General features: G+C 68.1%; 16 protein-coding genes and 2 pseudogenes. 15 read left to right on the plus strand and 3 right to left on the minus strand.

Features of this window, described 5'->3' with window-relative positions:
- Window positions 1-32: 32 nt before the first annotated feature.
- The 7 genes from WS66_RS02325 (at window position 33) to fdhA (ending at window position 8,974) form a co-directional block, all read left to right on the plus strand.
- Complete coding sequence (locus WS66_RS02325) at window positions 33-602, plus strand: methyltransferase family protein (protein WP_059600262.1); 570 nt, start codon at window positions 33-35, stop codon at window positions 600-602.
- A gap of 16 nt (window positions 603-618) precedes the next feature.
- The gene (locus WS66_RS02330) at window positions 619-1,902 is read left to right on the plus strand and encodes a glycosyltransferase (protein WP_059600261.1); all 1,284 of its coding nucleotides are present in this window, start codon (window positions 619-621) and stop codon (window positions 1,900-1,902) included.
- Entirely contained in the window at window positions 1,899-3,485 is a 1,587-nt protein-coding gene (locus tag WS66_RS02335) for a DHA2 family efflux MFS transporter permease subunit (RefSeq protein ID WP_059600260.1), read from the plus strand. Before WS66_RS02330 ends, WS66_RS02335 begins: the two co-directional genes overlap by 4 nt.
- Before the next feature lie 10 nt (window positions 3,486-3,495).
- The gene (locus WS66_RS02340; protein WP_059600259.1) at window positions 3,496-4,434 is read left to right on the plus strand and encodes a glycosyltransferase family 2 protein; all 939 of its coding nucleotides are present in this window, start codon (window positions 3,496-3,498) and stop codon (window positions 4,432-4,434) included.
- An 8-nt stretch (window positions 4,435-4,442) separates the two neighbouring features.
- Window positions 4,443-6,320, plus strand: coding sequence for an efflux transporter outer membrane subunit (locus tag WS66_RS02345; RefSeq protein WP_059600258.1), 1,878 nt, complete (start codon window positions 4,443-4,445; stop codon window positions 6,318-6,320).
- Complete coding sequence (locus WS66_RS02350) at window positions 6,320-7,510, plus strand: HlyD family secretion protein (protein WP_059600257.1); 1,191 nt, start codon at window positions 6,320-6,322, stop codon at window positions 7,508-7,510. Before WS66_RS02345 ends, WS66_RS02350 begins: the two co-directional genes overlap by 1 nt.
- 267 nt (window positions 7,511-7,777) lie before the next feature.
- Window positions 7,778-8,974, plus strand: coding sequence for a formaldehyde dehydrogenase, glutathione-independent (gene fdhA, locus WS66_RS02355; RefSeq protein ID WP_059600256.1), 1,197 nt, complete (start codon window positions 7,778-7,780; stop codon window positions 8,972-8,974).
- 93 nt (window positions 8,975-9,067) lie between these two features.
- On the opposite strand, the gene WS66_RS33515 is transcribed toward fdhA, so the two are convergent.
- Window positions 9,068-9,907, minus strand: coding sequence for a hypothetical protein (locus tag WS66_RS33515; RefSeq protein WP_059600255.1), 840 nt, complete (start codon window positions 9,905-9,907; stop codon window positions 9,068-9,070).
- An 8-nt stretch (window positions 9,908-9,915) separates the two neighbouring features.
- Window positions 9,916-10,611 (minus strand): annotated as a pseudogene (locus tag WS66_RS02365) (aminotransferase-like domain-containing protein); the annotation flags it as partial.
- A 415-nt stretch (window positions 10,612-11,026) separates the two neighbouring features.
- On the opposite strand from WS66_RS02365, the pseudogene WS66_RS02370 reads away from it, so the two are divergent.
- A pseudogene (locus tag WS66_RS02370) lies at window positions 11,027-11,539 on the plus strand (hypothetical protein).
- A gap of 54 nt (window positions 11,540-11,593) precedes the next feature.
- Here the strand turns inward: WS66_RS02370 and WS66_RS02375 are convergent.
- The gene (locus WS66_RS02375) at window positions 11,594-12,619 is read right to left on the minus strand and encodes a GlxA family transcriptional regulator (RefSeq protein ID WP_059600253.1); all 1,026 of its coding nucleotides are present in this window, start codon (window positions 12,617-12,619) and stop codon (window positions 11,594-11,596) included.
- 449 nt (window positions 12,620-13,068) lie between these two features.
- Between WS66_RS02375 and WS66_RS02385 the strand changes: the two genes are divergently transcribed.
- The 7 genes from WS66_RS02385 to WS66_RS02415 all read left to right on the plus strand — a co-directional run bounded on the left by WS66_RS02385 (window position 13,069) and on the right by WS66_RS02415 (window position 22,053).
- Window positions 13,069-14,343, plus strand: a complete 1,275-nt coding sequence (locus WS66_RS02385; RefSeq protein WP_059600252.1) for a serine hydroxymethyltransferase — start codon at window positions 13,069-13,071, stop codon at window positions 14,341-14,343.
- Window positions 14,344-14,386: 43 nt separating this feature from the next.
- Complete coding sequence (locus tag WS66_RS02390; protein ID WP_034186088.1) at window positions 14,387-15,358, plus strand: dipeptidase; 972 nt, start codon at window positions 14,387-14,389, stop codon at window positions 15,356-15,358.
- Window positions 15,359-15,497: 139 nt separating this feature from the next.
- Window positions 15,498-16,031, plus strand: coding sequence for a DUF5943 domain-containing protein (locus WS66_RS02395; protein ID WP_059600251.1), 534 nt, complete (start codon window positions 15,498-15,500; stop codon window positions 16,029-16,031).
- Window positions 16,032-16,105: 74 nt separating this feature from the next.
- Entirely contained in the window at window positions 16,106-18,169 is a 2,064-nt protein-coding gene (locus tag WS66_RS02400) for an NADH:flavin oxidoreductase (RefSeq protein ID WP_059600250.1), read from the plus strand.
- A 2-nt stretch (window positions 18,170-18,171) separates the two neighbouring features.
- Complete coding sequence (locus tag WS66_RS02405) at window positions 18,172-20,097, plus strand: (Fe-S)-binding protein (protein WP_059600249.1); 1,926 nt, start codon at window positions 18,172-18,174, stop codon at window positions 20,095-20,097.
- A 4-nt stretch (window positions 20,098-20,101) separates the two neighbouring features.
- On the plus strand, window positions 20,102-21,271 hold the full coding sequence (locus tag WS66_RS02410) for an electron transfer flavoprotein subunit alpha/FixB family protein (RefSeq protein WP_059600248.1): 1,170 nt from the start codon (window positions 20,102-20,104) through the stop codon (window positions 21,269-21,271).
- Window positions 21,268-22,053 (plus strand): electron transfer flavoprotein subunit beta/FixA family protein, encoded by a 786-nt coding sequence (locus WS66_RS02415; protein WP_059600247.1) that lies wholly within the window; start codon window positions 21,268-21,270, stop codon window positions 22,051-22,053. Before WS66_RS02410 ends, WS66_RS02415 begins: the two co-directional genes overlap by 4 nt.
- The last annotated feature ends 2 nt before the right edge of the window (window positions 22,054-22,055 follow it).

The raw sequence follows: 22,055 nt of genomic DNA on the forward strand, positions 1-22,055 counted from the left end.
CCGGATTTTCTTTCACACGAGGCAGGCCAGCCGTGAATATCGTTCAGACCATCGCCATCGTCGTTCCCTGGGCCGCGTGGCTCGCCTACTGGATCGCGACGTCGCAGGCCGTGAAGACGACCGTGCGCAAGGAGGCGTCGCGCTCGCGCACGCTGCAGTCGATTCCGCTGATCGTCGGCGGCGCGCTGATCATCCTGCCCGATCCGTCGTGGCAGGCACTCGTGCCCGACTGGCAGCGCTTCGGCCTGCAGGCGCAATGCGGGCTCGCGGTGCTCGTCGCGGGGCTGCTGTTCTCCGTGTGGGCGCGGCTGCATCTCGGCACGAACTGGAGCGTGTCGGTCACGCTGAAGGAAGACCATGAACTCGTCCGCACCGGGCCGTACGCGCTCGTGCGTCACCCGATCTATACGGGCTGCCTGATCGCGCTCGTCGGCGCCGCACTGATCGGCGGTGAGTGGCGCGGCGTGCTAGGCGTCGCGCTCGTGTTCGCGTCGCTCGCGTACAAGGTACGCGTCGAGGAAAGCTGGCTGACCGGGTATTTCGGGCCGGCATACGCGCAATACCGCCGCGAGGTCGCGGCGCTGATCCCCGGCTTCTATTGACCCCGCGAGGCGCGCGATGGCGAAGGTGATCGTGACCGCGATCGGGTCGGCGGGCGACGTGCATCCGCTGCTCGGCGTCGCGCGTGCGCTCGCGCTGCGCGGCCACGACGTTGTGTTCTGCACGCACGCGCCGTTCGAGGCGATCGTGCGCCGTTGCGGGTTCGCGTTCGTGCCGATCGGCACCGCGGCCGAATACGAGGCCGCGATGGCGAACCCCGCGCTGTGGGATTCGCGCACGTCGTTTCGCACGCTGTGGCAGGTGATCGCGCCGACGCTGCGCCCGCACTACGACGCGCTGCGCGCACTGGCTGATGGCGATACGGTACTCGTCGGCACGCTGTGGGCATTCTCCGCGCGCTTCATGCAGGAACTGCACGGCACGCCGTACGTATCGGTGCAGGTGTCGCCGTCGACGCTGCTGTCCGCCCATGCCCCGCCGACGCACCCGCGCCTGACGATTCCCGCACGCTGGCCGCTGCCGGTGAAGGCGGCGCTGATGACGCTGATCGAGCGCCAAGTGCTCGATCGCACCTGCGGCCCCGCGCTCAACGCGGTGCGCCGCGAGCTCGGGCTCGCGCCCGCGCGGCGCGTGCTGGGCCGCTGGCTGCATTCGACCGACGGCGTGCTGTGCCTGTTTCCCGGCTGGTTCGCGCCGCCGCAGCCGGACTGGCCGTCGAATCACCTACAAAGCGGTTTCCCGTTGTTCAACGATATTGCGACACCCGACGAAGATGTGGCACTCGATGCGTATCTCGCGGCCGGTGAACCCCCGGTCGTGTTCACGGCCGGTTCGACACGCGTCGATCATGCGGCGTATGCGCGCGCGGTGGCGGATGCGCTGCGCGCGAACGGCGCGCGCGGGATCCTGCTGAGCCCGCACGATGCGGCGCCGGACGGCGATCGGCTGCTCGTGCGCCGCTTCGTGCCGATGCGCACGCTGCTGCCGCGTTGCCGCGCGCTCGTGCATCACGGCGGGATCGGTACGGCGGCGCTCGCGTTCGAAGCCGGAATTCCGCAGGTCGTGACACCGTTCGCGCACGACCAGTTCGACAACGCGCAGCGCGTCGCGGCAAGCGGCGCCGGCTTGCGCGTCGACGGTGCGGTCGACGGCGTGCGTCTCGGTGCGGCGCTCGCGCGCGTGCTGGATGAACCCGAATTGTCCTTGCATGCGGAACGCACGCGTGCGCTGATCAACGCGGCGCCGGACGGCTGCGAAACGGCTGCCGATTACATCGAGCGCTTCGTGCCGAGCCGCGGACGCGCGATCTTGCCGCCCGTTGTCGCGTTGGCGGGCGCATGAGCACGGCATCGCCGCTTCAGGACACGCCCGCCGCCTTCGACGCGAGCGAACCCGCACCCGTTGCGCCGCCGGTGCGCGGCGCCCGGCTCGCGCTGCTGACGTTCGCGCTGTCGCTCGCGACCTTCATCGAAGTGCTCGACTCGACCGTCACCAACGTCGCGGTGCCCGCGATCTCGGGCAGTCTCGGCGTCTCGAACAGCCAGGGTACGTGGGTGATCAGCTCGTATTCGGTCGCGGCCGCGATCGCGGTGCCGCTGACCGGCTGGCTCGCGCGGCGCGTCGGCGAGCTGCGGCTGTTCGTCGGCGCGGTGCTGCTGTTCACGCTGACGTCGCTGCTGTGCGGCCTCGCGCGCGACCTGCACGTGCTGGTGGTCTGCCGCGCGCTGCAGGGGCTGTGCTCGGGGCCGATGGTGCCGCTGTCGCAGACGATCCTGCTGCGCACGTTCCCGCCTGACAGGCGCACCGTCGCGCTCGCGCTATGGGCGATGACGGTGCTGCTCGCGCCGATCTTCGGGCCGGTGGTCGGCGGCTGGATCGTCGACAGCTTCTCGTGGCCGTGGATTTTCCTGATCAATTTGCCGATCGGGCTGTTCTCGTTCGCGGTCTGCACCGCGATGCTGCGCCCCGACGCGCAGCGTGGCGCGGCCGGCCCGATCGACGTGCCGGGCATCGTGCTGCTCGTGATCGGCGTCGGTTCGCTGCAGGCGATGCTCGATCTCGGCCACGACAAGGGCTGGTTCGATTCGCCGCTGATCGTCACGCTCGCGGTGGTCGCGGGGCTCGCGATCGTGTCGCTGCTGATCTGGGAGGCGGGCGAGGCCCATCCGGTCGTCGACCTGAGCCTGTTTCGCGATCGCACGTTCTCGTTCTGCGTGCTGATCATCTCGCTCGGGATGATGAGCTTCTCGGTGGTGGGTGTCGTGTTCCCGCTGTGGATGCAGGCGGTGATGGGCTACAACGCATTCCACGCGGGGCTCGCCACCGCGTCGCTCGGCGTGCTCGCGCTCGTGTTCTCGATTCTCGTCGGCCTGCACGCGCACCGTTTCGACGCGCGCGTGCTCGCGACCTTCGGCTTCCTCGTGTTCGCGGCCGTGCTCGCATGGGATGCGCATTTCACGCTGAAGATGACGTTCGCGCAGATCGCCGCGCCCGGGCTGATCCAGGGCATCGGGCTGCCGTGTTTCTTCATTCCGCTGACCGCCGCGACGCTGTCGCGCATTCCGGACGACCGGCTCGCGGCGGCGTCGAGCCTGTCGAACTTCCTGCGCACGCTGTCCGCCGCGTTCGGCACCGCAATGAGCGTGACGCTGTGGGACAACCGTGCGACTTATCACTACGACGTCGTGTCGCAATCGGTCACGCACGCGTCGGCGAACACGCAGCGCTTCGTGCACACGCTGAACGCGATGGGCGTGGACGGCGTGCGCGAGCTATCCACGCTGCACCAGGTCGTGATGCAACAGGCGTACATGATGGCGACGGGCGACATGTTCTGGATGGCGAGCATGACCTGCCTCGTGCTCGCCGCGATGATGTGGCTCACGCGGCCGAAGCGCGGCGCGGCAGCTTCGTTCGGACATTGAGGAGAGCGGCATGACGACACTCGGCGCACTCGTGATCCTGTATCACCCGACCGACGCGCAGCTCGCGGCGCTCGGCACGTGGCGGCATGCGTGCGACGCGCTGCTCGTCGTCGACAACACGCCGCAGCCCGATCCGCGCGCAAGCGAACTGTGCGCGCGCGACGGCATCGCGCTGCTGCATCACGGCAATCGCGGCGGAGTCGCGGGCGCGTACAACGCGGGGCTCGCGGCGCTGTTTCGCGACAACGTCGATGCGGTCGCGCTGTTCGACCAGGATTCGTCGGTGCCGGCCGGTTACTTTTCGACGATGCGCGACGCCTGCGCGGGGCTCGCGGGGCGCGCATTCCTTGCCGGCCCGCGCATCTTCGACGAGAACGCGCGCAGCTTCCTGCCCGAGCTGGCGACCAACGGGATCGCGTTACGCCGGCTGCGCGTCGATCCCGATGCGCAATTGCAGCGCTGTGCGTTCCTGATTTCGTCGGGCTGCGTCGTGTCGCGCGCCGCGTTCGACGTGCTCGGCCGCTTCGACGAGACGCTGTTCATCGATCACGTCGATACCGAATACAGCTTCCGCGCGCTCGCGCGCAACGTGCCGCTCTACGTCGTGCCGTCGCTGGTGCTGCCGCACCGGATCGGCGCGAAGCAGCGTCACGCGTTCGGCCCTTTCGAAATGACGTCGATGAATCACTCGTGGCAACGGCGCTACTACAGCGCACGCAATGCGGTGCAGCTCGGGATGCAGTACGGGCTGCGCTTTCCGGTGGCGATCGTGCCGAACCTGCTGACCGTGTGGCAGGTCGTGCAGATCGCGCTCGTCGAGCGCGACAAGCGCGACAAGCTCGCCGGCATCCTGTTCGGTATCGCGGACGGCCTGTTCGGCCGGCTCGGTCCGCTCGAACGCACGCGGCCGCGTCTGGCCGCGCGTGCGCAGCGCGTCCAGCAGGGATGAGGGAAACGATGCGGCGTGTGAAAGAAAATGCGGCAGCGCTGGCGCGTGGCGTGAAGGGCGGTGCGTTGATCGGCGCCGCGGCGGCGGCGATGGCATTGGGCGGATGTGTGCCGACGGGTTTCCTGCCGTCGCTGTCGTTGCGCGCGCCGGCCGACGATGCGCTCGCGCACACGGCCGGCCCCGGCGTGAACGGTGCGTGGCCCGCACCCGACTGGGTGAAGCAACTGCAGGATCCGCAGCTCGACGCGCTGGTCGCCGAGGCATCGCAAAACAATCCCGACCTGCAGGTCGCTCAGGCGCGGTTGCGGATCGCGCAGGCGCAGCTTCAGCAGTTCGATTCGTTGACGGGGCTGACGGGCACGGCCGGCGCAACGATCAGCCGCGCGCGGATGCCGAAGCCGGGCGACGACGTCGCCAACGTGTCGGTCGGCGGCTATCGCGTGCCCGTCGAGATATTTGGCGATCCGAACGTATCGCCGTCGTCGGTGTTCGTCGGGCTCAACTACCAGCTCGACCTGTGGGGCAAGAACCGCGCGGCGACGAAGAGCCTGATGTCGCTGCGTGAAGCGGCGCGGGTCGAGGCCGAGCAGGTGCGGCTCACGCTGGCGGTCGCGATCGTCACCGTGTACTGCCAGCTCGACCAGGCGTACGCGACGCAGGATCTGCTGCAGCAGAAGCTGAAGGTCAGCCAGCGCGTGACGGCCGTGCTGCGCGAGCGTACCGCGCGCGGGCTCGACAACGCGTACGACGCGAGCGACGCATCGATCAAGCGCAGCAAGCTGCTCGCGCAGATCGCGCTGAACGACGAGCAGATCAAGCTCGCGCAACTGCAGCTCGGTGTGCTGTCGGGCCGCGGCCCGGAGCGCGGGCTCGCGCTGCGGCGGCCGCGCGTCGGCGCATTGGCCGGCGGCGCGCTGCCCGCGCGGCTGCCGGCCGATCTGCTGGGCCGGCGGCCCGACATCGTCGCCGCGCGGCTGCGTGTCGAGGCCGCGTTCGCGAATGCCGATTCGACACGCGCGCAGTTCTATCCGGACGTGAATCTCGTCGCGCTCGGCGGCGTGTTTGCGCTGACGCCCGCGTCGCTGTTCTCGCGCGACGCGCTTGGCGGCTCCGTCGGCCCGGCGATCTCGCTGCCGGTATTCGATCGCGGCCGGCTGAAGGCGAAGCTCGGCGCGGACGTCGCGCAGGCCGACGTCGCGATCGGCCTGTACAACAAGACCGTCGACGACGCGCTCGGTCAGGTCGCGCAGATCGTCACGTCTCTGCGTACGTCGCAGACGCTCGTCGCGCAGCAGCAGGACGCGGTCGCGGCCGCGCAAAAGATCGTGGAGATTGCGACTGACCGTCATCGGCGCGGCGTGCTGATGCAGAAGGACGTCGATGTCGCGGATCTCACGTTGATCGACGAGCGCGCACAGATGATCGCGTTGCTCGGCCGGCAGCGGACGCTGCGTGTCGGGTTGATCGGTGCGCTGGGCGGCGGGTTCGACGCAGGCGCGACGGTCGCGCAGGCGCCGACCGTGCATCGGGCGCGCGGCGGGGCGGCGAAGCGGGGTGCTTCGATCGCCACATCCGCAGCGCCCGCCGTGGCGGCTGCGACCGCCACGACCGCACCGGTCGCCACCGCGACCACCAGCCAGTCGGTGGCGGGGCCGTCGACCGATGCGCGTGCGCGGAGCGTGGCCGTCCCGCAGGTCGTCGCAGCATCGAATGCGGCGGCTGCACGACGCGACGACGCGGCCCGCACGCCGGCCGGCGGCGCGACGCCTCGCGGCGCCCCCGTTTCCGCGCGCACGGCGGCAGTGAATCCAGCGCCGCGCCCGTCGGCCATGCCGCCGATCCCCTTGTTCCAGCATGACCGCCTGATCGTTACGCAAAGCGACTGATGCACCACGACAACCTTCATACCGCCGCGCAGCCGGCTGCCCTGAACGATCCCGCACTCGACGCGCGCCGGGCGACGCGCCGCAAGCGCTTCACGCTGTTCTTCGCGGTCGTGCTGCTGGCCGCGCTCGTCTGGATCGCGTTCTGGCTGTTGCATGACCGCTATTACGAAGACACCGACGACGCGTACGTCGCAGGCAGCATCGTGCAGGTCGCGGCGCAGATTCCGGGCACCGTGACCGACGTGCTGGTCGCCGATACGCAGGCCGTGCGTGCCGGGCAGACGCTGGTGCGGCTCGACGACACCGAGGCGTCCGTCGCGTTCGCACAGGCGAAGGCGCAACTCGTGCAGGCCGTGCGGCAGGTCGCGAACGCGAAGATCTCGAACACGATGTACGTCGAAGCCGTGACCGCGCGTCAGGCCGACCTGTCGCTCGCGCAGCGCGCGCTCGCCGCGCGCTCGGGCGCGTCGGTCGAGATCGTCGCGCCGGAGGAACTGGCGCGCGCGCGCGCGGCGGTCGCCGGTGCGCAGGCCAATCTCGCGGCCGCACAGGCGCAGCTCGATGCGGCGCGCGCGCTCGGCACCCGGTTGCCCGTCGACGAAAGCCCGGCCGTCGTGCAGGCGGCCGCGCAGTTCAAGCTCGCGTACCGGAACCTGAAGCGCACGACGATCGTCGCGCCGGTCGACGGCACGATCGGTCAACGTTCTGTGCAGGTCGGCCAGCAGGTCGGGCCCGGTGTGCCGCTGATGTCGATCGTGCAGCTCAGCCAGTTGTGGATCGAGGCAAATTTCAAGGAAGGGCAGATCCGCCACATGCGCATCGGGCAGCCGGTCGAGATCGTGTCGGATCTCTACGGCTCGCGCGTGACCTATCGCGGCCGCGTGCAGGGCTTCTCGGCCGGCACCGGCAGCGCGTTCTCGATGCTGCCCTCGCAGAACGCGGCCGGCAACTGGATCAAGGTCGTGCAACGCGTGCCGGTCGTGATCGCGATCGATCCCCACGATCTGGCCGCGCATCCGCTGCGGGTCGGGCTGTCGATGCGTGCGACGGTCGATACGCGCAACCGCGACGGCCATGCGCTCGACAGCGAGCCGCCGACGCCGGCCGTCAGTACGCGCGTGCACGACGGGGTGGCGAGCGACGCGGAAGCGGCGGCCGCCGCGATCGTTCGCGAGAATCAGGGCGGGTAACGCGCGCCCGACCGACGGGGCGGGCCGCTCGCGCCGATCGGCCGGGCGCGCGCTCACGCGTTCCGTGCCTTGCACGATCGCGCTCTCCGGCCGTCTTTCCTGACCCGACTTTCGTGTTTCCGCCATGGATGTCGGCACCGTTCAAACGCATGTCGCGTTTGAGACATCGGGGCCCCCACCTCCGGGACTACTCTCGAACAGCACGTTGCGTAGCGCCGCATCCGTCGGCGCGCGGCAGCGCCATCAACGAGACATGGAGACAATACGATGAGCAGCAATCGAGGTGTCGTCTATCTTGGGCCGGGCAAGGTCGAAGTGCAGAAGATCGATTATCCGAAAATGGTTGATCCGACCGGCCGCGCGATCGGCCACGGTGTCATCCTGAAAGTGGTGAGCACGAACATCTGCGGCTCCGACCAGCACATGGTGCGCGGCCGCACGACCGCTCCGGTCGGCCTCGTGCTCGGTCACGAGATCACGGGCGAAGTGGTCGAGGTGGGCCCGGACGTCGAGACGCTGAAGATCGGTGATCTCGTGTCGGTGCCGTTCAACGTCGCATGCGGCCGCTGCGCGATGTGCAAGGACACGCATACGGGTGTGTGCCTGAACGTGAACCCGTCGCGTGCCGGCGGCGCTTACGGCTACGTCGACATGGGCGGCTGGATCGGCGGCCAGGCCGAGTACGTGCTCGTGCCGTACGCGGACTTCAACCTGCTGAAATTCCCCGACCGCGACCAGGCGATGGCGAAGATTCGCGATCTGACCTGCCTCTCCGACATTCTTCCGACCGGCTATCACGGCGCGGTGAGCGCGGGCGTGAAGCCGGGCTCGACGGTCTACATTGCGGGTGCGGGCCCGGTCGGCATGGCGGCGGCCGCGTCGGCGCGCCTGCTCGGCGCAGCGGTGACGATCGTCGGCGACATGAACGCGGAACGCCTCGCGCACGCGCGGGCGATGGGCTTCGAGACGGTCGACCTGTCGAAGGACGCGTCGCTCGGCGAGCAGATCGAGCAGATCCTCGGCGTGCCGGAGATCGATTGCGCGGTCGACTGCGTCGGCTTCGAGGCGCACGGCCACGGTTCGTCGGGCCATTCCGAGGAAGCGCCTGCGACGGTGCTGAACTCGCTGATGGAAATCACGCGGCCGGCCGGCGCGATCGGCATCCCGGGCCTGTACGTGACGGACGATCCGGGCGCGAAGGACAAGGCCGCGCAGCACGGCAGCCTGAGCATCCGCTTCGGCCTCGGCTGGGCGAAGTCGCACTCGTTCTTCACGGGCCAGACGCCGGTGCTCAAGTACAACCGCAACCTGATGCAGGCAATCCTGTTCGACCGTCTGCCGATCGCGAAGATCGTCAACGTCGAAGTGATCTCGCTCGACCAGGCGCCGGAAGGCTACAAGAAGTTCGACGGCGGCGCGCCGCGCAAATTCGTGATCGATCCGCACGGCTTGCTGGCGGCCTGACGCACGAACGACGGGCATGAAGCGGGCGGCACCGGAGTCGGTGCCGCCCGTTTTTCGTTGTGGGCGTGGCTGCGGTCGCCGTGCGCCGCGCGCTCAATGCCCGCGATAGATCATCGCCGTTTCGGCACCGCTCGCCATCGCGCGCCGACCATGACGCGTATGCAGGGCCACGCGGCGTATCGCGTGCCCGCGTCGCGTCGCGGTGGCACCGCCTTTCCAGCGGGCGACGCGAATGCCGCCGCCGCGCGCGCTGTCCGGCCCGTGAACCGGTGGAGCGTGCCGCGCGAGCGTCGTCATCGGGCGTCCTGCCACGTGTCCGGGCGTGCCCGCATTGCCGGGTTGAGCGGCCTTGCTCGACCGATCGGCGTCGGTGTCGACGTTGGCGTCGGCGAGCCGATCGGCGTCGACTGCCGCGCGCTCGGCCGGATGCATTGCCTGGACGGGTGCGGGCGCGGGCCCGACCGGCAACGTCGGCGCGTCAGCCGCATGCAGACTGGCGTACGCCGTCACCGGGCGCGACGCGCCCGGTCCGCGACAGACGGGATCCACCAGGCACGTCCGGTCATACGTCACATAGCCGCCGACCAGCATCACGAGGGTCAGGATGCTCAGCAGCGGCGCGCTCGACGCCCGCGGCCGCTGGACCGCCGCGCCGCGCACCGCGGCCGCGACGCGCGACGACCACGTCGGGACGGGCTGCGCCTCGTGCGGGGGCGTGGCCTGCGCGGCGGGCGCATCGTCGTTCGATCGGCGCAGCGGCGCGAACGGCCAGCCTCCGTGTCCGCAGACGGGGCACTGCTCGCTGGCGCGGAACGCCATGAAGCCGCACTGCCGGCAGCGCTGGCTGACGGTGGCGCGCGGCTCGGCACGCAGGTTCAGTGCGCCGCGCAGCGTGTCGCGCGTGCGGACTTTCCGGTTGGGCAGGACTTGCATGATCGTTGCTACCTCGTCTGCTGTTGCCGCCCCGCGAGCCTTCCGATGGTGCGCATCGCGTCCTCGACGGCAGGGGTCCACGGTCGGCCATAGTTCAGCCGGACGTAGCGGTGAAAGGCGCCCGTCATCGAAAAGATCGGCCCGGGCGCGAGGCTGACCCCATTCTCCATCGCGTCGCCGAACAACTGCATCGCATCCACGTGCGGCGGCAATTCGATCCACAGGAAATATCCGCCGCGCGGGGCATACACCTCGGTGTCGGCCGGGAAGTACGCGCGAACGGCCGCGAGCATCTGCGCCTGGTGGGCCGCGAGGTTGAGCCGGAGCCTGCGCAGGAAGCGGTCGTACGCGCCGTTGCGCAGATAGCTGGACACGGCCATCTGCGCGGGCACGTCCGCCGCCGGCGCGCTCGCGTTCTTCACCTGCCTGATCTGCTTCACGTAACGTCCGGCCGCGACCCAGCCGACCCGGAAACCGGGGGCGAGGCACTTCGAGAACGAACCGCAATGCAGCACGAGCCCGTTGTCGTCATACAGTTTCGCGGGGCGCGTGGGCGTCGGGCCGAAATGTAGTTCTCCGAACACGTCGTCCTCGATCAGCGGCACCTGGTGCGATGCGAGCAGTTCGATCAGCCGGCGCTTGCGCTCGTCTGGCCGCGTCGCGCCGGTCGGGTTGTGGAACGAGGTCATGAACCAGCACGCGCGAAACACATTGGAAGGACTTACACGATAGGCGCGGCATGCCGAGCGCACGGTCGGCATGCGTGGGCCTGCCGACAGGTCGCCGCGCCGGATCGAATCGGCAATCGTCTGTGCGAGCACCGCATATCGCTTCATGCCTGGCCTCCGGCCGATCACGGCCGTCGCTGAAAAAAGAGTAGCACGGCGTCCGTCGCGTTCAATCCCGCCCCAATCGTTCATCCGCAACTCGCCGATACGCACGTTTTCGACCGACTCCGATCCCTTTCTTAAGACCAGCGAACCGGCATTCTTCGCGAGCCTTATTCCCGACGCGTGATCGATAAGGTCTTCACGCTCCCCGACGGCGGATCCGTGACGCCCGCGCAATGTGTGCGGGATCGGGTGCGCAGCGTCCTTACCTTACCCGGAGGCAATCAGCGTGAAATCGAAGTTCCTCGTCGCGGGCCTCGTGGCCGGCCTCGCGCTCAACTTGCTCAGCGGCGCCGCCGAAGCGGCCTGCATCAACAATCCCCGGCTCAATCCAAGGCGTCGTTTCCCGCCGCACTGACCGGCAAGCTCGTCTGTCACAGCTACGTCAAGTACGGCGACGGCTTGGTGTTCTACGCGCGGCGGAAGGACACGGGCGGTGCCGACCAGAGGTATGCGAAGACCGCGGATCCAGCGTCGACGCCGAACGCGCTGCCGATCAGCGACTGCATGAGCAACAACTCGGATCCGGCGCCGGTGAGCGGCACGGACTACGTGTTCTTCTCGTCGACGACGGCGGGCGGCTGCCAGCTCGACGGTCTACTCGACGAACAACGGCGTGTCGTACGGTCACGTCACGCTGCCGAACCTGAACGCGCAGGGCCGCTACGTGCGGATGTTCGGCACGAAGCGGGCGACGCAGTGGGGTTATTCGCTCGACGAAATGCAGGTGTGGGGATCGTAAGCCCCAGCAAAAAGGCGGCCTCGAGGCCGCCTTTTTTATCGCGCCACGCCCGCGTCACGCGTGAATCACATGCGCCGGAAACGCCGGTGCGGCAGCCGCCGCGCCCTGCGCGAGCGGTGCGACCTGCTTGCGGCGCTCGCGCGTCGGCGCGACGCCGAACGCATCGCGATAGCTCTTGCTGAAGTGGCAGGCCGACTGGAAGCCGCACGCCATCGTGATGTGCATGATCGACATGTCGGTCTGCAGCAGCAACTCGCGCGCGCGGCGCAGCCGCAGCGTCAGGTAATAGTGCGTGGGCGTCATCCCGAGATGCTCGCGGAACAGCCGCTGCAGCTGGCGCTGCGACATGTTCGCGAGTCGTGCGAGTTCCTCGCGCGACAGCGGCTCCTCGATGTTGTTTTCCATCAGCGAGATCACTTCGAACAGTGACTTGTTCGCCGAGCCGAGCCGCGCGACGAGCGGCATCCGCTGTTGCGCGCTCGTGTCGCGCACGTGTTCGACGATGAACTGCTCGGCGATCTGCGTGACGCGCGCGGTGCCCACGCGCGCGGCGATCAGGTTCAGCATCATGTCGAGCGGCGCGACGCCGCCCGTGCACGTGATGCGGTCGCGGTCGACCACGAACAGTTCCTTCAGGAAGCGCGTGTCCGGAAACTCTTCCTTCAGCGCCGACATGTTTTCCCAGTGGATCGCGCATGCATAGCCCGCGAGCAGCCCCGACTTCGCGAGCGCATAGGTGCCCGTGCACAGGCTGCCGAGCGGCAGTCCCATGCGCGCGAAGCGGCGCAGCGTCGACAGATGGGCGGGCGTGGTCGCGCGTTGCACGTCGACACCGCCGCACACGAATACGATATCCGGCTGCCCCACGCATTCGGCCGGGCCCGTGTCGACCGTGAGGCCGTTGCTCGCCGTGACCGGGCCGCCTTCCGGGCTGATGATCGACCAGCGATAGAGCGGCTGGCCGCTCAGGTAGTTCGCCATCCGAAGCACCTCGATCGCATTGGTGAACGCGATCATCGTGAAGTTCGGTAAAGGCATGAACGCGAAGTGGGACAGCGACGCTGTGCGGTCGGGCGACATGGGGGGCGTTCCTTGAATCTCTAATAGCTTTTGGCCCGAGAGGCACGGATCGGGCTACGGTATTGTGTGAGCGAGCGCAACAAGCGTGCCATACGGCTAAACCCTAGCTGCATACGTCGTAAGGGTGGAAGGCGGATGCTGCACTGCACCGTAAACGGGCTGCGCTGCACCCTCGACGCGCAACTCAGGCACCGGCGAAGTGCCTGTCCGTGGACAAACCGCACACGCCGGTTTGCTTCGTCATCGGAAAAAGCACGACCGGTCACTTGTACAAAACGGACGCGCATGGCGGAAAAGGCAAAGAACGCGTCTAAATTCATCAATCCGCCGAAAATCCGAACGACAAGAATAGAGCCGTCGGCAGCCTTGCACTGGATGCGCTGGAAACCCAGGTATGGCGGGCCTCGAGCTTCGGTTGCACGCCCTTTATTCTTCGTCACGGACGCACTATGTCGAACACCCAGCCTTTCTTCTCGCAGCCCCTCGCCGAGCGCGACGCTCCGGTGCGCAGCGCCATCCTGAAGGAGCTCGAGCGCCAGCAGTCGCAAGTCGAGCTGATCGCGTCGGAAAACATCGTGTCGCGCGCGGTGCTGGAGGCGCAGGGTTCGGTGCTGACCAACAAGTATGCGGAAGGCTATCCGGGCAAGCGTTACTACGGCGGCTGCGAATTCGCGGACGAGGTGGAGGCGCTGGCGATCGAGCGCGTGAAGCAGATCTTCAACGCCGGCTACGCGAACGTGCAGCCGCACTCGGGCGCGCAGGCGAACGGGTCGGTGATGCTCGCGCTGGCGAAGCCGGGCGACACCGTGCTCGGCATGTCGCTGGACGCCGGCGGCCACCTGACGCACGGCGCCAAGCCGGCGCTGTCGGGCAAGTGGTTCAATGCCGTGCAATACGGCGTGAACCGCGACACGATGCGTATCGACTACGACCAGGTTGAAGCGCTCGCGCACGAGCACAAGCCGAACCTGATCATCGCCGGCTTCTCGGCGTACCCGCGCGCGCTGGACTTCGCGCGCTTCCGTGCGATCGCCGACAGCGTCGGCGCGAAGCTGATGGTCGACATGGCGCACATCGCGGGCGTGATCGCCGCCGGCCGCCATGCGAACCCGGTCGAGCATGCGCACGTCGTCACGTCGACCACGCACAAGACGCTGCGCGGCCCGCGCGGCGGCTTCGTGCTGACCAACGACGAAGAGATCGCGAAGAAGATCAACTCGGCCGTGTTCCCCGGCCTGCAAGGCGGCCCGCTGATGCACGTGATCGCCGGCAAGGCCGTCGCGTTCGGCGAAGTGCTGCACGCGGACTTCAAGACCTACATCGACAACGTGCTCGCGAACGCTCAGGCGCTTGGCGAAGTGCTGAAGGCGGGCGGCGTGGACCTCGTCACCGGCGGCACCGACAACCACCTGCTGCTGGTCGACCTGCGCCCGAAGGGCCTGAAGGGCGCGCCGGTCGAGCAGGCGCTGGAACGGGCGGGCATCACCTGCAACAAGAACGGCATTCCGTTCGACACCGAGAAGCCGACCGTCACGTCGGGCATCCGCCTCGGCACGCCGGCCGGCACGACGCGCGGCTTCGGCGTCGCGGAGTTCCGCGAGGTCGGCCGCCTGATTCTCGAAGTGTTCGACGCGCTGCGCGCGAACCCGGAAGGCGACCACGCGACCGAACAGCGCGTGCGCCGCGAGATTTTCGCGCTCTGCGAGCGCTTCCCGATTTACTGATCGACGACCCCCACAAAAGTAGAGACTTGAGCGAGAGGCAGATATGAGCACGCTGCATCAGGACAGCATCATCATCGACGGACTGAACATCTCGAAGTTCGAGAAGCCGGTGTTCGAGGACATGCGCAAGGGTGGCATCACGGCCGCGAACTGCACGGTGTCGGTGTGGGAGAACTTCACCAAGACCGTCGACAACATCGGCGTGATGAAGAAGAAGATCCGCGACAACGGCGAACTGCTGACGCTGGTGCGCACGACCGACGACATCTTCCGTGCGAAGAAGGAAGGCAAGACCGGCATCATCCTCGGCTTCCAGAACGCGCACGCATTCGAGGACAACCTCGGCTACATCGAGGCGTTCGCCGACATGGGCGTGCGTGTCGTGCAGCTTTGCTACAACACGCAGAACCTGGTCGGCACGGGCTGCTACGAGCGTGACGGCGGCCTGTCCGACTTCGGCCGCGAAGTGATCACCGAGATGAACCGCGTCGGCATCATGGTCGACCTGTCGCATGTGGGCGGCAACACGTCGTCGGAGGCGATCGCGTTCTCGAAGAAGCCGGTGTGCTACTCGCACTGCCTGCCGTCGGGCCTGAAGGAACATCCGCGCAACAAGAGCGACGCACAGCTGAAGGAAATCGCCGACGCCGGCGGCTTCGTCGGCGTGACGATGTTCGCGCCGTTCCTGAAGCGCGGGATCGAGGCGAACATCGACGACTACATCGAGGCGATCGACTACGTCGTGAACCTGATCGGCGAAGACGCGGTCGGCATCGGCACGGACTTCACGCAGGATTTCGCGAAGGAATTCTTCGACATGCTGACGCACGACAAGGGCCGCTATCGCCAGCTGACGAACTTCGGCAAGGTGATCAACCCGGACGGCATCCGCACGATCGGCGAATTCCCGAACCTGACTGCGGCGATGGAACGCCACGGCTGGAAGGAGTCGCGCATCCGCAAGATCATGGGCGAGAACTGGGTGCGCGTGTTCAAGGACGTGTGGGGCGCGTAAGCGCCCGCCGACCCGAACCGCCGCCCGCGATTCAACACAAGAACAATCGGGACGTGCCGGCGCTTGCAGCGCGGGCACGCGGACGATGTCGTGCCTGCGCCAGAACCGCGCGGCCTTTTTTCCTCACGGAGTCACCACGATGCAACCGCAACTGCCGATCAACGTCGATCCCGAAACCGGCGTCTGGACCACCGACGCGCTGCCGATGCTGTACGTGCCGCGCCACTTCTTCACGAACAACCACGTCGCCGTCGAAGAAGCGCTCGGCGTAGAGGCGTATGCCGAGATCCTCTACAAGGCCGGCTACAAGTCCGCATACCACTGGTGCGACAAGGAGGCGAAGCTGCACGGGCTGACCGGCATGGCCGTGTTCGAGCACTACCTGAAGCGCCTGTCGCAACGCGGCTGGGGCCTGTTCTCGATCATCGAGGCCGATCCGGCCAGCGCGCGCGCGAAGATCGAGCTGCGCCACTCGTCGTTCGTGCTCCAGCAGCCGGGCAAGGAAGGCAAGCTCTGCTACATGTTCGCGGGCTGGTTCGCCGGCGCGATGGACTGGGTCAACGACACGACGCCGGAAGGCAAGGGCGCGCCGCGCGCGCAATCGAAGGAAGTGCAGTGTGCGGCCGAGCACCACGACCACTGCGTCTTCGAAGTGTCGCCGATCGCGCACTGATGCGCTGACATCACGACACAGCAACACAACAACACCCGCAACACGAGACATTCGAACGCCAGAGGTCGCCTGCGATGCGTTATCCCCACCTGTTCAAACCCATGCAGCTGAACCAGCTGACGCTGCGCAACCGGATCGTCAGCACCGCGCACGCGGAGGTGTATGCCGAGCCGGGCGGCCTGCCGGGCGACCGCTACATCCGCTATTACGAAGAGAAGGCGAAGGGTGGCGTCGGCCTCGCGATCTGCGGCGGCTCGAGCCCCGTGTCGATCGACAGCCCGCAGGGCTGGTGGAAGTCGGTGAACCTGTCGAACGACAAGATCATCGACCCGCTCACGCGCCTGGCCGACACGATGCACAAGCACGGCGCGAAGATCATGATCCAGGCGACGCACATGGGCCGCCGCTCGTCGTTCCATGGCGAGCACTGGCCGCATCTGATGTCGCCGTCGGGCGTGCGCGAGCCGGTGCACCGCGGCAATGCGAAGATCATCGAGATCGAGGAAATCCGCCGCATCATCGGCGACTTCGCGGCGGCCGCGAAGCGCGTGAAGGCAGCCGGCATGGACGGCATCGAGATCTCCGCCGCGCACCAGCACCTGATCGACCAGTTCTGGAGCAAGCGTTCGAACCATCGCACCGACGAATGGGGCGGCAGCCTCGAAAACCGTCTGCGCTTCGGCATCGAAGTGCTGACGGCCGTGCGCGAAGCGGTCGGCAAGGACTTCTGCGTCGGCCTGCGGATGTGCGGCGACGAATTCCACGAGGACGGTCTCGATCACGAGGCACTGAAGGAAATCGCGCAGGCGATGTCGGAGACGGGCCTGATCGACTACCTGAGCGTGGTCGGGTCGGGCGGCGACACGCACAACACGATCGCCAACTGCATGCCGCCGATGGCGCTGCCGCCGGAGCCGTTCGTGCACCTCGCGGCCGGCATCAAGTCGGTGGTGAAGATTCCCGTGATGCACGCGCAGAGCATCCGTGACGCGGGCCAGGCCGAGCGCCTGCTCGCCACCGGCATGATCGACCTGGTCGGCATGACGCGCGCGCAGATCGCCGATCCGCACATGGTGATCAAGATTCGCGACGGCCGGGAAGACGAAATCAAGCAGTGCGTCGGCGCGAACTACTGCATCGACCGCCAGTACAACGGCCTCGACGTGCTCTGCATCCAGAACGCCGCGACGTCGCGCGAAGCGACGATGCCGCACATCATCGAGAAGTCGCGCGGCCCGAAGCGCAAGGTGGTGGTGGTCGGCGCGGGCCCCGCGGGGCTCGAGGCCGCACGCGTCGCGAAGCTGCGCGGCCACGACGTGGTGCTGTTCGAGAAGAACACCGAAGTGGGCGGCCAGGTGATGATCGCCGCGAAGGCGCCGCAGCGCGAACAGATGTCCGGGATCATTCGCTGGTTCGACATGGAAACCAAGCGCCTGGGCGTTGATCGCCGCCTGGGCGTCGCCGCCGACGAGAAGATGATCATGGCCGAGAAGCCGGACATCGTCGTGCTCGCGACCGGCGGCTCGAGCTTCACGTGGCAGGTGCCGGCCTGGGGCGTGGCCGAAGGGTTGGCCGTCAGCTCGTGGGACATCCTGACCGGCAAGGTCGAGCCGAAGCAGAACGTGCTGCTGTTCGACGGCGTGAGCACGCATGCGGGCGCCGGCGTGGCCGACTTCATGGCCAGCCGCGGCTCGAAGGTCGAGGTCGTGACCCCCGACGTGAAGGTGGCCGACGATTGTGGCGGCACGACGTTCCCGATCTTCTATCGCCGCCTGTATGCGCTCGGCGTGATCCCGACGCCGAACACCATGCTCGATCGCGTGTACGAGGAAAACGGCAAGATGATCGCCGTGCTGCGCAACGAATACACCGAGGAACTGGAAGAGCGCGCGGTCGACCAGGTGGTGATCGAGAACGGTTCGTCGCCGAATGACGAGCTGTACTGGAAGCTCAAGCCTGAGTCGGTGAACCACGGCCAGATCGATCCGCACACGCTGTTCGCGGCCGAGCCGCAGCCGTGCCTGTCGGAAGAACTGGGCAACGGCCGCTTCCTGCTGTTCCGTGTCGGCGACTGCATCTCGATGCACAACGTCCACGGTGCGATCTACGACTCGCTGCGTCTCGTCAAGGATTTCTAAAGATGAATCCGGCTTTCCTCATTACCGCACTGCTGTGGCTGTCGGTGGCGGGGCTCGCGTTCGCGGTCGCGAAGCGCTCGTCCTACTGGCGTCTCGGGCGCGCGACGGCGCCCGGCTCGTTCGGCGTCGCGAACCTGTTCGCGATCCCGAAGCGCTATTTCGTCGACCTGCACCACGTGGTTGCCCGCGATCCGTACATCGCGAAGACCCACGTCGCGACCGCCGGTGGCGCGATCGCCGCGCTCGCGCTGGTGTTCGTCAACTACGGCCTGGCGATCTACTCGCCGTGGCTCGACAAGCTGATCTTCCTCGCGGCCCTCGCGATGCTCGTCGGCGTGGTGTTCGTCTGGCGCCGCCGCGCGGCCAAGGACGTGCCCGCCCGCCTGTCGCGCGGCCCATGGAATGCGCTGCCCTGGCTGCTCGGCTCGTTCGCGCTCGGCCTCGTGCTGTTCATGGTCGTGCCGGCCGGCGCGATGTCGGGTGCGTTCGCGGTGCTCTGCGCGCTGCTGATCGGCGCCGGCGCATTCACGATGACCGTCGGCGCCGCGAAGGGCGGCCCGATGAAGCACGCGATCGCCGGCCTGCTGCACCTCGCATTCCACCCGCGCCAGGAACGTTTCGCGGCCACCCGCGAATCCTTCACGGGCAACGGCACGGCCACGCCGCCGACCGCGCTGAAGCTGCCGGACATCGAGCACGAGGAGTATGGCGTCGCGAAGCCGGTCGAATTCCGCTGGAACCAGCTGCTGAGCTTCGACGCGTGCGTGCAGTGCGGCAAGTGCGAGGCCGCGTGCCCCGCGTTCGCATCGGGCCAGCCGCTGAACCCGAAGAAACTGATCCAGGATCTCGTCGTGGGCATGGCGGGCGGCACCGACGCCGCGTACGCCGGCAGCCCGACGCCGGGCCTCGCGGTCGGCCAGCATCGCGGCGAGCCGAACGGCCCGATCGTGTCCGGTCTGATCGAGGAGCAGACGCTCTGGTCGTGCACGACCTGCCGTGCCTGCGTGCAGGAGTGCCCGATGCTGATCGAGCACGTCGACGCGATCGTCGACATGCGCCGCAACCGCACCCTGGTGCATGGCACGGTGCCGGGCAAGGGCCAGGAAGTGCTCGCGAACCTGCGCGAGACCGGCACGATGGGCGGCTACGACACGGCTGCACGTTACGACTGGTCGGTCGACCTGAATGCACCCGTTGCGCAACCCGGCAAGCCGGTCGATGTGCTGTTCGTCGCCGGTGAAGGTGCGTTCGACATGCGTTACCAGCGTACGCTGCGCGCATTCGTGAAGGTGCTGAACAAGGCGGGCGTCGACTACGCGGTGCTCGGCGGGACCGAGACCGACACCGGCGACGTCGCGCGACGCCTCGGCGACGAAGCGACGTTCCAGCAGATGGCGAAGCGCCTGATCGGCACGCTCGGCTCGCTGTCGTACAAGCAGATCGTGACGGCCGACCCGCACGTGATGCACAGCCTGCGCAACGAATACCGCGCGCTCGGGCTGCGCGTGACGGTCAAGCATCACACGACTTACCTCGCGGAGCTGGCCGACAGCGGCAAGATCGCGCCGAAGGCCGTCGAGGCGCTGCGCGAGAAGCGCACCACGTATCACGACCCGTGCTACCTCGGCCGCTACAACGGCGAGACGGAATCGCCGCGCAAGCTGCTGAAGACGATCGGCATCAAGGTCGTCGAGATGGAGCGCAACGGCATGCGCGGCCGCTGCTGCGGCGGTGGCGGCGGCGCGCCGCTGACCGACATCCCGGGCAAGCAGCGTATTCCCGACATCCGCATCGCCGACGCGCGCGCCATTGGCGCGGACGTGGTCGCGGTCGGATGCCCGAACTGCACGGCGATGCTCGAAGGCGTCGTGGGCCCGCGCCCCGACGTGCTCGACGTGGCCGAACTCGTTGCCGCCTCGCTGGAGTGAATCGATGAACACGATCAAACGAATCGATCCGCGCCGGCCGTTCATCATCACGGCCGCGGGCCTGAAGCGCATCACGCTGGGCGAGGAAGGCAGCGCCGACGCGAGCGCCACGCAGTGGTCCGCGCACGGTCATGGCGCCGCGGCCGCGAAGCCGCGCCGCGCGGTGCAGGACCCGAAGCACGTGATGCTGGTGGTGGCGCACACCGAGCGCGGCGCGCTCGACGACCATGCGCGTCAGGCGGTCGCCGCCGCCGCGGTGCTCGCGGACGCGCAGACGGAAGTCGCGCTGCTGGCGTTCGGCGAACTGAAGGATGACGCAGCGGAGCTCGGCGTCGACAAGCTGATCGAGCTGGCCGACTTCGACCGTCGCGCCTTTGCGCCCGAAAGCGAATTGCAAGCATTGCAGGCCTGCGCCGCGGCGCTCGCGCCGAAGCACGTGTTCGTGCCCGACAACGCGACCGGCGACGGCGACCTGGGCCGGCGTTACGCGGCGGCCGCCGGCGCGAGCATCGCGACCCACGTGGTCGAGATCGACGCGAAGCACGTCGGCGCGTATGCGCAGGCTGGCCGTGCGTTCGCGACGCGAGGCTTGCCCGACGTGATCCTGCTTGCGCAGAACGCGGTCGAAGCAAAACTGCCGTTCGTCGGTGCCGGCGAGCGTCTGGCCGCCGACTTCATCCGCCCGGCCGGCGACGCGGCGCAACCGTACCGCGATCTCGGCCTCGAGGAAATCGACGCGGCGCAGGTCGCGCTGGAGGAAGCCGACTTCATCGTATCGGCCGGCAACGGCGTGTCCGACATCGGCGCGTTCGAGCGGCTCGCCGGCGCATTCGGCGCGGCGATCGGCGCGAGCCGCGTCGCGGTCGACAACGGTCACTTCACGCGCGACAAGCAGGTGGGCGCGACCGGCAAGACGGTCGAGGCCAGCGTGTACATCGCGTTCGGCATCTCGGGCGCGGTGCAGCACTTGCAGGGGATCAAGGACTGCCGCCACGTGATCGCGGTCAACCTCGACGGCAGCGCGCCGATCGCCAAGCGCGCGAACCTGACGGTGGTGGGCGACGCGCAGGCGACGATCGCCGCGCTGATCGAACAGGTGCAGGCCGCGCGCGCGTCGCGCGGACAATCGCCGACCGCGGTCGGCGCCCGTGAATCCGAAGGAGTCGCAGCATGAACGCCCCCCGCCAGTTGCAACGCATCGCGGTGCTCGTCTCCGTGGGCCGGCACCCGGTCAGCGGCACCGCGCGCTACAGCCGCAACGACGCGGCCGCGCTCGAGGTCGGCCGTCAGCTCGCGGAGCGGCATCGCGCGCAGCTCGACGTGCTCCATGCGGGAGACCCCGCGAATGAAGCGCTTGCTGAATACCTCGCGCTCGGTGCGCGGCAGGTCGAGGTGCTGGCCTGCCACGACGGCGACGATGCCGCGCATGCGCTCGCCGCGCGGGTCGAAGGCTACGACCTCGTGCTGACCGGCACCCGCGCCGAGGGCGCGTACGACACCGGGATGCTGCCGTATCGCGTCGCCGCGACGCTCGGCTATCCGCTCGTCGGCTCGGCCGTCGACGTGACGGTCGACGGCGGCCGCGCGGCGGTCCGGCAATTCTTGCCGAAAGGGTTGCGGCGGCGCGTCGACGCGGCGCTGCCTGCCGTCGTCGCGGTCCATCCGCTCGCCAACGTGGCGCCGCGCTACGCGTATGCGCGGCTGCGGGCCGGGGCGATCCGCCCGGCGCTGACGTCGACCGGCGCGGATGCAGATGCCAGCGCGTGGAAGGTTGGCCCGATCGAGCGTAAACCCGTAAAGCTGGTCGCCGCCGAGAAGCGCTCCGGGCATGCCCGGATGCTGTCGGCGACGACGACCGAAAGCCGCGGCGGCAACGTCGTAAATGAAGGGAGTTCAGTCGAAAAAGCACAAGTGATCCTCGCGTATTTGCGCGAGCATCAGCTCATCGACTACTGATT

The sequence above is a fragment of the Burkholderia sp. LA-2-3-30-S1-D2 genome (assembly GCF_001523915.2).
GTDB lineage: Bacteria > Pseudomonadota > Gammaproteobacteria > Burkholderiales > Burkholderiaceae > Burkholderia > Burkholderia diffusa.

Excerpts from the sequence above, each read along its gene's own strand:
- WS66_RS33515 (WP_059600255.1), bottom strand. The coding sequence starts at position 9,907 with ATGCAAGTCCTGCCCAACCGGAAAGTCCGCACGCGCGACACGCTGCGC.
- WS66_RS02410 (WP_059600248.1), top strand. The coding sequence starts at position 20,102 with ATGAACACGATCAAACGAATCGATCCGCGCCGGCCGTTCATCATCACG.
- WS66_RS02350 (WP_059600257.1), top strand. The coding sequence starts at position 6,320 with ATGCACCACGACAACCTTCATACCGCCGCGCAGCCGGCTGCCCTGAAC.
- WS66_RS02335 (WP_059600260.1), top strand. The coding sequence starts at position 1,899 with ATGAGCACGGCATCGCCGCTTCAGGACACGCCCGCCGCCTTCGACGCG.
- WS66_RS02340 (WP_059600259.1), top strand. The coding sequence starts at position 3,496 with ATGACGACACTCGGCGCACTCGTGATCCTGTATCACCCGACCGACGCG.
- WS66_RS02415 (WP_059600247.1), top strand. The coding sequence starts at position 21,268 with ATGAACGCCCCCCGCCAGTTGCAACGCATCGCGGTGCTCGTCTCCGTG.
- WS66_RS02390 (WP_034186088.1), top strand. The coding sequence starts at position 14,387 with ATGAGCACGCTGCATCAGGACAGCATCATCATCGACGGACTGAACATC.
- WS66_RS02400 (WP_059600250.1), top strand. The coding sequence starts at position 16,106 with ATGCGTTATCCCCACCTGTTCAAACCCATGCAGCTGAACCAGCTGACG.
- WS66_RS02375 (WP_059600253.1), bottom strand. The coding sequence starts at position 12,619 with ATGTCGCCCGACCGCACAGCGTCGCTGTCCCACTTCGCGTTCATGCCT.
- WS66_RS02405 (WP_059600249.1), top strand. The coding sequence starts at position 18,172 with ATGAATCCGGCTTTCCTCATTACCGCACTGCTGTGGCTGTCGGTGGCG.
- WS66_RS02395 (WP_059600251.1), top strand. The coding sequence starts at position 15,498 with ATGCAACCGCAACTGCCGATCAACGTCGATCCCGAAACCGGCGTCTGG.
- WS66_RS02385 (WP_059600252.1), top strand. The coding sequence starts at position 13,069 with ATGTCGAACACCCAGCCTTTCTTCTCGCAGCCCCTCGCCGAGCGCGAC.
- fdhA (WP_059600256.1), top strand. The coding sequence starts at position 7,778 with ATGAGCAGCAATCGAGGTGTCGTCTATCTTGGGCCGGGCAAGGTCGAA.
- WS66_RS02345 (WP_059600258.1), top strand. The coding sequence starts at position 4,443 with ATGCGGCGTGTGAAAGAAAATGCGGCAGCGCTGGCGCGTGGCGTGAAG.
- WS66_RS02330 (WP_059600261.1), top strand. The coding sequence starts at position 619 with ATGGCGAAGGTGATCGTGACCGCGATCGGGTCGGCGGGCGACGTGCAT.